The organism is Actinomadura sp. BRA 177 (assembly GCF_013372625.1).
Classification (GTDB): domain Bacteria; phylum Actinomycetota; class Actinomycetes; order Streptosporangiales; family Streptosporangiaceae; genus Spirillospora.
The window spans coordinates 1-11,982 of the sequence record NZ_JABXFD010000150.1 but is presented as its reverse complement, the minus strand read 5'-3'; the positions used below and the strand labels follow the sequence as shown (position 1 = coordinate 11,982).

Here is an 11,982-nt window from a genome sequence, read left to right as displayed (position 1 = left end):
CTCTTGCTTCGTCGACGGCGGCGTAAGTAGTGTATAGGGCCCAGACCACAACCCGCGCCGAACCACCCACGACCGCCCCGCTCCCCGGAGACGACGAGAGCGCATCCACCGTCACCCGCGCGGAGCCGCTTCCCTCGCTACCACCCGAAACCGGAGAAGACGACAACGCGGGGCGCGCCGAGCCATCCACGTCCACGTCCACTCCGCTCCCGAGAGACGACAGCACAACCAAGGCGGGACGAGACGAGTCGCTTTCGTCCCCGTTGCCCGTGCCCGAAGAAGACGAGAGCGCGTCCACTGTTACGCGCGCCGAGGCGCTTCCCTCTCTGCCGCCCGAAACCGGGGAGAACGAGTCGGCTGCGTCGTCCGAGCACGATGAAGACGGCAGTGCGTCCAGCGTGACGCGGGTCGAGGGGCTTCCTCCGCTGCCGCCCGAAATGGGAGAGGGCGAGAGCGCGGTTGGTTTGACGCGGGATGAGGGGGTTGCCTCGTTGTCGGGCGAAGGGCCTTCGGCGGCGGAGGTGCGGGTGCGGGGGGCGGCGCTGCGGCCGGTTGGGGAGGCTTGGCGGCAGGCCTGGGAGACGGAGGTGCGGCTGCTGCGGCGCGGGTTGATGTGGCTGGAGCAGTGGCCTCGGGACGCGGCGGCGCTCCAGGCCGTCCAGGCGGAGCATCTGCGGCGCGGCGAGGAGTTGGAGGCCGAGCGGGCGGCGCTGCGGAACGGTATCGAGGAGGCGGGGAACGCGGCGGCCGAGGCGGAGCGGTTCGCCATTGAGGCCGAGGCGGAGGCGGAGCGGCTCGCGGCCGTCCAGGAGGAGGCCGAGGCCGAGCTGGTGGAGCCGCGCGCGGAGGCGGACCGGCTCCGGGTGGAGGCCGACCGGGCGGCGGACGAGGCGACCGCCCAGACGCGGACGGCCGACGCGTCCTACGCGCGCTGCGTGCAGCTGGACGAGCGGGCGAAGACGGCGCAGTCCGAGTTGCAGGGGGCGCGGGAGGCGGAGGCGTCCCTCACCGACGAGCTGGCGCGGGCGCGGGAGGCGCTGCCCGCGGCGGCGGAGGAGGCGCACCGGCTCACGGCGGCGGACGCGGACGCCGCCGCCGAGGGGCACGCGTCCTACTACCGGCTGGTTTCGGCGGAGTCGGCGCTGTCGGGGGTCCGCCGGAAGATGACGCTGGGGCAGCGGCTGCACGTCGCGTCGCCACCGTCCGAGCTGCGTGGCCTGCGCGACGAGGTCAAGGCGCGGACGCGGGAGGCGGACGAGGCGGCGAAGCGCGCGCGGGAGGCCAAGGACGCGGCCGAGCACGCGGAGCGGGTGCGCCGGGGACTCGCGTCGTTCGTGTCCGAGGGCGGGGCGCGGCTTGAGCAGGCGAAGGAGGCCCAGGAGCGGCTCGGCACCGAGCTGACCTGGCTGGCGGCGGAGCGGGAGAAGGCCGGCGCCGAGCACGAGGAGCACGCGCGGCTGGCGTCGGCGGCCGTGGAGCGGGCGACGGAGGCGGGCCTGCGGGCGCGCACCGCGCACCAGGCGGCGCAGGAGATCGAGGACCGGGTGGCCGCCGCCCGGACGTCCCGCGAGGAGGCGCTCGCGGCGGCTACCCGCGCCCGGACGGACGCGGAGAGCGCGACGGCGAACGCCGAGGAGATGACGGCGACGCTCGACCGGCGGACGGCCGAGGCCGCCGAGGAGATGGCGGTCCGCGACAGCGATCTGGAGACGGCCACGCAGACCGAGTCGCGGACGCGGGAGAACGTCGCGGAGATCTGCGGCGCCGATCCGGCGGAGGACCCGGAGGTCGTCCCGTCGCATCAGCGGCGCGCGATGGCGCGGATCGAGCAGCTCACCGGCTACATGGAGGGCGGACGGGCGGTGGAGAGCGAGGTCCTGCTCCGCACCGCCGACGTCGTCGTCGGGACGCCGCTCGGCGCCGCGCTCACCGGCTCCGGCCAGGAGTTCGACGCGCTGATCGTCGCGGACGCGGGGGCGCTGACGGACGCCGAGTTCCTCATCGGGGCCGTCCGGACGCACCGGTGGGTGCTGGTCGGCGCGCCCGGGTCCCGTCCGCCGGAGTACCGCGAGTACGCCGGCGGACCGTGCGACCGGCTGGTGCGCGGCCCCTTCGAACGCGCGTCCATCGCCACCGAGGACTAGCCGCGCAAAGCCCAAGCCGCACGGAACCCCGGCCGCGCGGAACCCCGGCCGCGCGAAGCCCCGCCCGCGCAAAGCCCGGCCGCCGAAGCTCCGCCCGCGCAAAGCCCCGTCCGCGCAAAGCCTGGCGGCGCGGAGCCCGGCCGTGCAAGCAGGCGGCTCGAGCGGCCGTGCAAGCGGGCGGCGCAAGCAGGCGGGCGGGGGGCGGCGCGCGGGGTCAGTCGTCGTCGTCCGGGAGGAAGAGGTGCAGCAGCCAGCCGACGACGCCGACGACGATGGCGCCCCAGAACGCGGCCCAGAAGCCGTCCACGTGGAACGGCAGGTCGAGGCGCTGCGCGACCTCGCTCGTCAGCAGGAGCAGCAGGGCGTTCACGACGAGGCCGATCAGCCCCAGCGTGAGGACGTAGAACGCGCAGCCGAGCGTCTTGATGATCGGCTTGAGGACCGCGTTGACCAGGCCGAAGATGACGGCGACCGCGACCAGCGTGAGGATGCGCCGGCCGGTCGTCTGGTCGCCGAGCGAGATGCCGGCGAACAGGACCGTGGCGACCCACAGGGCGACCGCGGTGATGCCCACTTTGAGAAGAATACGCACACCACGATCATGTCCGGGGCGTGCCGCGCCCGGCATCCCTCTACGTGACGATTCGGGCGGGCGGCGCGGTCATCACCGCGGACTACTCGCCGCGCTCGAAGAAGGGGGAGGTGGCGGGGATCCGCGACCGTCCGCCCGCGACGCGGACGCCCTGCACCGGCGGCGACGCGGGCGCGGGCTGCGGCTGCGGCTGCGCGTTCCGCCGGCCCGGGCCCTGCCGGACGCGGGCGAGCTCGCGCTCCAGCCGGCGCTTCTCCATCTCCAGCGTGGTCAGCGACTCCTGGTGCTCCTCGCGGAGGTCGCGCAGGTCGCGGCGGTTGCGGATGCGGCGGGCGGCGCCCGTGCAGGTGAGCATCAGGCCGAGGACGAGGACGACGGCCACGCCCGCGCCGGCCAGGAACACCTGCCACTCGTTGTTCAGTCCGGGCACGTCCTGGTCGAAGACGGCGAGCCGGGCGCTGTCGGTGTTGTCGAGGACGACGCCGGCACCGACGGCGATGGCGGCGGCTCCCAGGAGAAAACCGAGGAACACCATGGGCAGATCTCCTCTGCAGTGACTCCGGAGGGGGAACGGAGGATCCCCACGATGCCAGACTGAAACGGGATCATGTCGCATTCGCGGCATAAATCCGGTAAGTCCGTCCGGCGGGAAGGCGCGTGGTTCCCGCCCCGCGCCCGGGGTATCGGACGGGACGTCGCGCACCAAGATCCGCTGGAGGGGCCCATGTCCGCGCAGGCCATCGTGTTCGACCTGGACGGGGTGCTGATCGACTCCGAGCCGGTGTGGGAGGAGGTGCGGCGCGCTTACGTCGCCGACCACGGCGGGCGCTGGCTGCCCGACACCCAGGAGCGGCTGATGGGCATGAGCACCGAGGAGTGGGCAGCCTACATCGCCACCGACCTCGTGGACGGCGTCACGGCCGAGGACGTCGCCTACGAGGTGATCGACCAGATGTCGCAGCGGTACGCGAACGGGCTGCCGCTGCTGCCGGGGGCCGAGGACGCCGTCCGCCGGATGGCGAAGTACCGGCCGCTGGGCCTGGCCAGCTCGTCCCCGCGCGCCCTCATCGACCTGGTGCTCGGGGAACTCGGGGTGGAGGTCCTGTTCCGCGCGACCGTGTCCACCGAGGAGGTCGAATACGGCAAACCGGCACCGGACGGGTATCTCGCCGTCGCCGCCCAGATGGACGTCCCGGCCGGTGGCTGCGTCGCCATCGAGGACTCCAGCAACGGGCTCCGCTCGGCGCACGCGGCCGGGATGACGGTGATCGCGATCCCGCGTCCGGCGCATCCGGCGGCGTCCGACGCGCTGGCGCTGGCCGCGCACGTGGCGTCCGGACTGGACGAGGTGACCCCGGATCTGGTGGAGGTTATCCACAGGTGAACGTTCCGGGGACGGGTGTCGGCGGCGGTTCGTAGTATGGGCCGATGACTTCCCCCGAGACGCCGGAGACGCTCGACACCCTGCGGCGCGTGTTCGGCTACGACGCGTTCCGGGACGGCCAGCGGGAGATCATCGAGCATGTGGTCGCCGGCGGGGACGCGCTCGTCCTGATGCCGACCGGCGGCGGGAAGTCGCTGTGCTACCAGATCCCGGCGCTGGTCCGGAAGGGCACGGGCATCGTCATCTCGCCGCTCATCGCCCTCATGCAGGACCAGGTGGACGCCTTGCGCGCCCTCGGCGTCCAGGCCGGCTTCCTGAACTCCACCCAGGACCTCGACGAGCGCAGAGTGGTCGAAGCCCAGTTCGTCGCGGGCGAACTCGACCTGCTGTACCTGGCGCCCGAGCGCCTGAAGCTCGGCCCGACCGTCGAGTTGCTCGACCGCGGCAACGTCTCCCTGTTCGCGATCGACGAGGCGCACTGCGTGTCGCAGTGGGGGCACGATTTCCGTCCCGACTACCTGATGCTGTCCGGCCTGCACGAGCGCTGGCCGGACATCCCTCGCATAGCCCTCACCGCCACCGCGACCGAGGCGACCCGAGGCGAGATCGCATCCCGCCTCCAACTCGAACAAGCGCGGCATTTCGTCGCCAGCTTCGACCGTCCCAACATCCAGTACCGGATCGAGCCGAAGACCGACGCCAAACGCCAACTCCTGCGCCTCCTCCAGACCGAGCACCAGGGGGACGCGGGCATCGTCTACTGCCTGTCCCGCAACTCGGTCGAGAAGCACGCCGCCTTCCTCACCGAGAACGGCATCGAGGCCCTCCCCTACCACGCGGGCCTGGACGCGGGAACGCGCGCCACGAACCAGGCGCGCTTCCTGCGCGAGGACGGCCTGGTCATCGTCGCGACCATCGCGTTCGGCATGGGCATCGACAAACCGGACGTCCGCTTCGTCGCCCACCTCGACCTGCCCAAGTCCGTCGAGGGCTACTACCAGGAGACGGGACGCGCCGGACGCGACGGACTCCCGTCCACCGCCTGGCTCGCCTACGGCCTGCAGGACGTCGTCAACCTCCGCAAGATGATCGACGGCGGCGAGGGCGACGCCGCGCACCGCCGCCGCCAGAGCCTGCACCTCGACTCCATGCTCGCCCTCTGCGAGACGGTCGAATGCCGCCGCGTCCAGCTCCTCGACTACTTCGGCCAATCGGGCGAACCGTGCGGCAACTGCGACACGTGCCTGACCCCGCCCGAAACCTGGGACGCGACCGTCGCCGCCCAGAAGGTCCTGTCGGTGATCGTGCGGCTCGACCGGGAACGCCGCCAGAAGTTCGGCGCCGGGCACATCATCGACATCCTGCTCGGCAAGCGGAGCGCCAAGGTCATCCAGTTCGACCACGACTCCCTGAAGCCCTTCGGCGTCGGCACGGAACTGCGCGAGGCCGAATGGCGCGGCGTCGTCCGCCAACTCCTCGCGCAGGGACTGATCGCCGTCGAGAGCAACCACGGCACCCTGCTGCAAACCGAAACGAGCGGCGACGTCCTGCGCGGCGAGCGCAAGGTGATGATGCGCCGCGAACCCGAACGCACCGTCGCGAAGGCGGCGAAGACCGCCAAGGCGGCCAAGGCCCCGGTCGACCTGTCCGCCGAGGCCATGCCCATCTTCGAACGCCTCCGCACCTGGCGCGCAGCGACCGCCAAGGAACAGGGCGTTCCCGCCTACGTCATCTTCCACGACGCCACCCTCCGCGAAATAGCCACCGCCCTCCCCACGACCCTCGCCGAACTGTCACAGGTGAACGGTGTAGGCGAGAACAAACTCGCCAAGTACGGCGACCAGGTCCTGGAAACCCTCACCGCCTCCGACTGACACGACAACGTGGCAAGCGACACGGAGTTGGGTCCGCGAGCGGGGAGAGGCGCGGGATCCGCCTGGCCGAGCTCGGCGATGTGCCGCCCCTCGTCGTAGGTCGGGCCAACGGCCCGCGCGCACTCCCGATCCTTCTGCCCGTGCGGATCTCAAGCTTTGGCCGCTCGGTCCACCGACCGTGCAGTCGGGCATTGGCCGGACGTGCAGCGGGTCCGGAGGTGATTCTCAGGGTTCTCTCAGGGAGCGGGGCGGGGTTCTGCCAGACGTCTGCGGTTGCATGAGCGGTATGCGAACCAATCGCAAGACCATCGCGGCCGGGCTCGGCGCCGCCGGGCTTCTCGGCCTCGGCCTGTACCTGGCCGTCCCGGCGTCCGCCGCCGACCCCAGCCCGTCCCCGTCCGCCTCTCCGTCCGAGCACCGCGACCAGCCCGGTCGCCTCGGTCACCCCGGCCGCGCCGGTCACCCCGGGAAGGGCCATCCGTTCTGGCGGGCGCGCGCCCTCCGCGGCGTTCACGGCGAGGCGACCGTCAAGCGCAAGGACGGCTTCCACCTCGCCACCTGGCAGCGCGGCAAGATCACGTCCGTCTCGTCCGGCGGGCTCACCGTCCGCAGCGACGACGGCGTCTCCTGGACGTGGACGGCCAACGACGACACCCGCGTGCGCAAGAACGGCGACAAGTCCGCGCTGAAGAACCTCGCCAACGGCGACCAGGTACTCGTCGCCGGCGAACGCTCCGGCGACACCCGCACCGCCCGCCTGATCCGCGTCCCCAAAAAGCGTTAAGGATCCCGACGCCCGGCATGCACGACCATCCGGCATGAGCGACCATCCGGCATGGACGGCCATCCGGCATAGACGGCCATCCGGCATGTGCGACATCCGGCATGTGCGACCATCCGGCATGCACGACCGCCCGGCATAGACGGCCATCCGCATAGGCGACCATCCGGCATGGGCGACCGTCCAGCGACCGGGCGGGGGCTGGGTGCGCATGTGGTCAGGTGCGCCAAAAGGCCATAAAGCGTGAGACTGGGGAAGGCGCGGAACGCGGGCGGTACCTTCGGGCGAGGAGTACCTCCAGCGGAATGGGGCCGATGAGCGAGAGCCGGCGGGTGCTCGTCGTGGACGACGAGGCCAACATCCGTGACCTCATCGAGGTCGCGCTGCGCTTCCACGGCTTCACCACCGTCACCGCCGCCACCGGTGAGGACGCCCTGCGCACCGCCCGCCGGGAGCGGCCCGACCTCGTCCTGCTGGACGTCATGCTCCCCGGCATGGACGGCTTCGAGGTGTGCCGGCGGCTCCGCGCGGACGGCGACCAGGTCCCGGTGATCTTCCTGACCGCGCGCGACACGCCGTCCGACACGGTCACGGGCCTCACGCTCGGCGGTGACGACTATGTCACCAAGCCGTTCTCGATCGAGGCGCTGATCGCGCGGGTGCGGGCCGTCCTGCGCAGGGTCGCCCCGGCCGCGTCCTCGCCGGACACCGTCTTGCGCGTCGCCGACCTCGAACTGGACGAGGCGCACTGGACGGTCCGGCGCGGCGGCGTCGACGTCGACCTGTCGCCGACCGAGTTCCGGCTGCTCGCCTACCTGATGCGGAACGCGGGCGTCGTCCTGTCCCGCGCCCAGCTGCTCGCCGGCGTGTGGGGCTGGGACCACGGGAACCCGCAGGTCGTCGAGACCTACATCAGCTACCTGCGGCGCAAGCTGGACCCGCTCGGCGAGCCGCTCATCCACACCCGGCGCGGGGTCGGCTACGCGCTGCGGCCATGACGCTCAACGCCCGGTTGCTCGCCGGCCTGCTCGCCGTCACCACCGCCGGGCTGGCGATCATGGGCCTGGTCAGCGCGCTCGTCCTGAACGGGTACCTGATGCACCGCGTGGACGAGCAGCTCCAGGCGACCCGCGACCGCGCTGTGGCCCGGCTGCTGCGTCCCGGCCTCCCCGAGCAGGGGGTGGCGCCGGCGCAGTTCGTGGTGCTGGCGGTCGGCCAGGACGGACGGGCGCGGGTGCTCAGCGGCGACGACCCGAACCCCGAACGCGCCGTGACCGCGATCGAGAAGCTCGGTCCGGACGAGCTGGCCGCCCGTGCCCGCGGCCTCGAACCGTTCTCCCTGCCCGGCCTGCGCGCCGTGGCCCGTCCGTGGCGGAACGGCATCGTCGTCGTGGCGGCCCCGCTCGGCGAGATCCATTCGGCCGTGCGGAACCTGGTGCTGTCGGAGATTGCGACGGCGGCGCTGCTGCTCGCCGTCCTCATCGTGCTCGGTCGGTGGCTGATCGGCCGCGGCCTGCTGCCACTGAACCGGATGGCCGCCACCGCGCACGCCATCACCGCAGGCGGCGACCTGCGCGCCCGCATGCCCGGCCCCGGACAGCGCACCGAGACCGCCCGGCTCGCCGCCGCGATCAACGTGATGCTGGAGCGGATCGAGCAGGCGTTCTGGGCGCGGAGCCGGTCCGAGGCGCGGGTCCGCGAGTTCGCGGCGGACGCGTCCCACGAGCTGCGGACGCCGCTGACCACCGTCCAGGGCTACGCGGAGCTCTACCGGCACGGTGCCCTCGGGCCGGACGAGCTGCCCGACGCGATGCGCCGCATCGAGGGCGAGGCCCGCCGGATGAACGACCTGGTCACCGACCTTCTGGAGCTGGCGCGCCTCGACCGGGAAGCGTCCCTGAACCCGGTTCCGACGGACCTGGCAGCCCTCGCGCGGGACGCCGTGGCGGACGCGACCGCCGCCGAACCCGACCGTCCGGTAAGGCTGGACGCCCCGGACACACTCATCGCGAACGTCGACGAGGCGCGCATACGCCAGGTCTTCGCGAACCTACTCGCCAACGTCCGCGCCCACACACCCCCCGGCACACCCGTGACCGTCCGTCTGGCCCCAGGTTTGATCGAGGTAGTCGACGAGGGGCCGGGCATGTCACCGGAGAACGCCGCGCGCGCTTTTGTACGCTTCCACCGCGCAGCCAAGGGCACCGGTGGAACAGGTCTCGGCCTGCCGATCGTGGACGCCATAGCCGCCGCGCACGGCGGCCGAGCCGAAATCCTCACCGAGCTGGGCACCGGCACAGCAATCCGGGTTACTCTCCCCCGCCCGAACGCGCACGGCTACGGCACGCCCCCTTAGGCGACCAGTAGCCGGAAGCAGCAAAGCCCCAGACGACGACCCACGTCCCATCGCCGACAGAGCCGGGGCAACTGTTGGACGGCGGGCGGTGCTCCCACTGAGCGGGACAGTGCGGTGTCGGGTGTGAGGGCGTCCTGCACAGTCGGTCGCGGATCGTCCCGCAGCCCCCGAAGGAATCGCAGCATGGCCGGCTGGAGTCATCGGTACGCGAAGATCAACGGTCTCGACGTCCACTATGTGGAGCAGGGGACCGGGCCGCTCGTCGTCCTCCTGCACGGATTCCCACACACCTGGTTCAGCTGGCGGCACCAGATCGGGCCGATCGCGGACGCCGGGTTCCGCGTCGTGGTGCCCGACATGCGCGGTATGGGGCAGACGAGCGGCCCGGCGGACCCGCACGAGTACGCCCCGGACCGCATCATCGCCGACGTGACCGGCCTCCTCGACCACCTGGGCGCGGAGAAGGCGGTCTTCAGTGGCCTCGACTTCGGCCTGTACGCCGCCTACGACCTCGCCTATCACCGTCCCGAGCGGATCACGGCGATCATCGGGCTGGAGAACCCGTTCATCACGCCATCCGGCGAGCCGCCGCTATCGATCGCCGCCCGCCAGGCCGCGCGGCACTTCAACCACATTCACTACTTCGTCGCGTCCGGCACCGCCGACGACGACCTCGCCGCCGCGCCCCGCGAGTTCCTGCGCAAGCTGTTCTACGCGCTCTCCAGCGACTATCACTACCTCGACGTCTGGCGGAAGCCTCCGGGGACGACCTACATCGATGCCCTCCCCGACGCGCCGCCGCTCCCCTGGACATGGCTGACGGACACGGAACTGGAGTTCTACGTCGCCGACTACAGCCGCAGCGGATTCACCGGCGGGCTGAACTGGTACCGCGCCATGGACCTTTCCTGGGAGTACCGGAAGTCGTACGCGGGCCGGAAGAGCCCCGTCCCGTTCTACTTCATCGGCAGTGAGCAGGACGTCGACCTGGAGGCATGGCACGGAGACGACCCGCTGAGCCATCTCGGTGATCATCACGAGGATCTGCGCGCCGTCCGCATGATCAAGAACGCCGGGCACATGATGCAGATGGAAAGGCCCGGCGAGACCACCGCGGCGATGCTGGAATTCCTGGGGGAGATGAAGAAATGGGCCTGACCGAGAACCGGGTGGCGGTCGTCACCGGCGCGAGCCGCGGCGCCGGAAAGGGAATTGCGCTCGCCCTGGGCGAGGCCGGGGCGACGGTGTACGTGACCGGACGCACGCGCGCCGAAGCCGAACTCCCCGGCACGGTCTTCGCCACCGCGCAGGAGATCACCGATCGCGGCGGCAATGGTATCCCGGTGATTTGCGACCATTCCGATGACGCCCAGGTCGAGGCCCTGTTCAAGCAGGTGGAACGCGAGTCCGGCGGGCTGGACATTCTCGTCAACAACGCCTTCACCATTCCCGATGGACTGTCCCGGAAGGGCCCATTCTGGGAAAAGCCGCTGGCCCTCCAGAGCATGTTCGACGTGGGCATGCGCTCGGCATATGTGGCGAGCTACTACGCCGCTCCGCTGCTCATCAAGAACAACGCGGGGCTCGTCGTCAACACCTCGTCCTTCGGCGGACGCTGCTACATGCACGGCCCCGCCTACGGCGCCGGAAAGGCCGCCGTCGACAAGATGGCCCACGACATGGCCGTCGACTTCAAGCCCTACGACGTCGCCGCCGTCTCCCTCTGGATGGGCCTGCTGAAGACCGAGCGGAACAGGGCCCTTTTCGAGGGCGTCCCCGAGCGCTACCAGTCGTTCGCGGCCGGAGCCGAGACGCCGGAGTTCAGCGGACGGGTGATCGACGCCCTCGCCCGCCACCCCGACCGGATGCGCTGGACCGGCCAGGTGCTCATCGGCGCCGAGCTCGGCGCGGAGCTGGGCGTCACCGACCTCGACGGCCGCCGGCCGCACTCGCACCGCGCCATGCTGGGCGATCCGCCGGCCTTCAGCGACGCCGTGGTCGACTGAGCACCTGTTGTCTAGCTCGTCTAATAACACCCGTCACCGTGGCCCCTTCGGTACCCCACGGTGACCGGTCACATCCTTACCATGCCTTGTCGATAATTCGCACTACTAAGTTAAACTCTCGTCCCCCACGGCAAAGGCGTCCTGGACGGCAGGCAAAGCACCGCCATGAGCGCGGACGCATCACCCCATATCGATCACCTCGTCCGGCACCGAGAAGGCCCGTACCCTCCCAATTCAACTTTGATGACGCGACTTTGCGGCGATACGTCGGGAATATTGTGCGAACAGGGTCCTGACCGGACGCGCCAACGGAGTTATGATCCGAAACGGGACCGTCCGGATAACGGTCTCCGCAGTTCAGGGACGCATCTGACGCCGTCCGAATAGCGCCGGATGCCTGGCATGACGGTGAGGTCGGATCACTATGGGACGACGTTCCCGCCGGTGCGGCCTTCCCCGACGTCCGTTGTCGCATTCCTTCGTCCATCCTGGCCCGGCCCGTACGAGACCGAGCGAGACACGGCGATGGGACTCCACCGAGGAGGCACCATGACCCACGTCGAGCAAGAGTCGACCCCGCAGACACCGCCCGCCGCCGCCGACCCCGCGCCACTGGGGCTGGCGGCCTTCGCCCTGACCACGTTCCTCCTGTCCGCCAAGAACGCCGGCTGGACCGACGGCACCGACGCCTGGCTCGGCTACGCCTTCGCCTACGGCGGCCTCGTCCAGCTCCTCGCGGGCATGTGGGAGTTCCGCAACCGGAACGTGTTCGGCTGCACGGCGTTCGCGTCGTACGGCGGCTTCTGGATCGGCCTCGGCCTGTACGTCGTCCTCGTCGCCGGCGG

At 71.1% G+C, this 11,982-nt stretch carries 11 protein-coding genes; 9 read left to right on the top strand and 2 right to left on the bottom strand.

Annotated features, from left to right (window positions below; genetic code table 11):
* Window positions 1-527 precede the first annotated feature (527 nt).
* Window positions 528-2,144 (top strand): hypothetical protein, encoded by a 1,617-nt coding sequence (locus tag HUX53_RS04580; protein ID WP_176401920.1) that lies wholly within the window; start codon window positions 528-530, stop codon window positions 2,142-2,144.
* 214 nt (window positions 2,145-2,358) lie between these two features.
* Here the strand turns inward: HUX53_RS04580 and HUX53_RS04575 are convergent, their stop codons facing one another.
* Window positions 2,359-2,736: a phage holin family protein gene (locus tag HUX53_RS04575; RefSeq protein ID WP_176401919.1), complete on the bottom strand. Its 378-nt coding sequence runs from the start codon at window positions 2,734-2,736 to the stop codon at window positions 2,359-2,361.
* 82 nt (window positions 2,737-2,818) lie between these two features.
* Entirely contained in the window at window positions 2,819-3,271 is a 453-nt protein-coding gene (locus tag HUX53_RS04570; RefSeq protein WP_176401918.1) for a hypothetical protein, read from the bottom strand.
* Between the two features lie 189 nt (window positions 3,272-3,460).
* Here HUX53_RS04570 and HUX53_RS04565 point away from each other — a divergent pair, with 189 nt between their 5' ends.
* The 8 genes from HUX53_RS04565 to HUX53_RS04530 all read left to right on the top strand — a co-directional run.
* Window positions 3,461-4,120, top strand: coding sequence for an HAD family phosphatase (locus tag HUX53_RS04565; protein ID WP_176401917.1), 660 nt, complete (start codon window positions 3,461-3,463; stop codon window positions 4,118-4,120).
* Between the two features lie 44 nt (window positions 4,121-4,164).
* The gene (gene recQ / locus HUX53_RS04560; RefSeq protein ID WP_176401916.1) at window positions 4,165-5,994 is read left to right on the top strand and encodes a DNA helicase RecQ; all 1,830 of its coding nucleotides are present in this window, start codon (window positions 4,165-4,167) and stop codon (window positions 5,992-5,994) included.
* 286 nt (window positions 5,995-6,280) lie between these two features.
* Complete coding sequence (locus HUX53_RS04555; RefSeq protein ID WP_176401915.1) at window positions 6,281-6,778, top strand: DUF5666 domain-containing protein; 498 nt, start codon at window positions 6,281-6,283, stop codon at window positions 6,776-6,778.
* Window positions 6,779-7,089: 311 nt separating this feature from the next.
* Entirely contained in the window at window positions 7,090-7,773 is a 684-nt protein-coding gene (locus HUX53_RS04550; RefSeq protein WP_176401914.1) for a response regulator transcription factor, read from the top strand.
* Window positions 7,770-9,131 (top strand): HAMP domain-containing sensor histidine kinase, encoded by a 1,362-nt coding sequence (locus HUX53_RS04545; protein WP_176401913.1) that lies wholly within the window; start codon window positions 7,770-7,772, stop codon window positions 9,129-9,131. Before HUX53_RS04550 ends, HUX53_RS04545 begins: the two co-directional genes overlap by 4 nt.
* Window positions 9,132-9,314: 183 nt before the next feature.
* The gene (locus HUX53_RS04540) at window positions 9,315-10,289 is read left to right on the top strand and encodes an alpha/beta fold hydrolase (RefSeq protein ID WP_176401912.1); all 975 of its coding nucleotides are present in this window, start codon (window positions 9,315-9,317) and stop codon (window positions 10,287-10,289) included.
* The gene (locus HUX53_RS04535) at window positions 10,280-11,137 is read left to right on the top strand and encodes an SDR family NAD(P)-dependent oxidoreductase (protein WP_176401911.1); all 858 of its coding nucleotides are present in this window, start codon (window positions 10,280-10,282) and stop codon (window positions 11,135-11,137) included. The genes HUX53_RS04540 and HUX53_RS04535 overlap by 10 nt, the downstream gene beginning before the upstream one ends.
* A gap of 549 nt (window positions 11,138-11,686) precedes the next feature.
* A partial coding sequence (locus HUX53_RS04530; RefSeq protein ID WP_176401910.1) for an acetate uptake transporter occupies window positions 11,687-11,982 on the top strand: 296 nt, incomplete at its 3' end.

Coding starts and splice junctions, on each gene's coding strand:
- HUX53_RS04565 (WP_176401917.1), top strand. CDS start 3,461: ATGTCCGCGCAGGCCATCGTGTTCGACCTGGACGGGGTGCTGATCGAC.
- recQ (WP_176401916.1), top strand. CDS start 4,165: ATGACTTCCCCCGAGACGCCGGAGACGCTCGACACCCTGCGGCGCGTG.
- HUX53_RS04550 (WP_176401914.1), top strand. CDS start 7,090: ATGAGCGAGAGCCGGCGGGTGCTCGTCGTGGACGACGAGGCCAACATC.
- HUX53_RS04570 (WP_176401918.1), bottom strand. CDS start 3,271: ATGGTGTTCCTCGGTTTTCTCCTGGGAGCCGCCGCCATCGCCGTCGGT.
- HUX53_RS04535 (WP_176401911.1), top strand. CDS start 10,280: ATGGGCCTGACCGAGAACCGGGTGGCGGTCGTCACCGGCGCGAGCCGC.
- HUX53_RS04555 (WP_176401915.1), top strand. CDS start 6,281: ATGCGAACCAATCGCAAGACCATCGCGGCCGGGCTCGGCGCCGCCGGG.
- HUX53_RS04545 (WP_176401913.1), top strand. CDS start 7,770: ATGACGCTCAACGCCCGGTTGCTCGCCGGCCTGCTCGCCGTCACCACC.
- HUX53_RS04540 (WP_176401912.1), top strand. CDS start 9,315: ATGGCCGGCTGGAGTCATCGGTACGCGAAGATCAACGGTCTCGACGTC.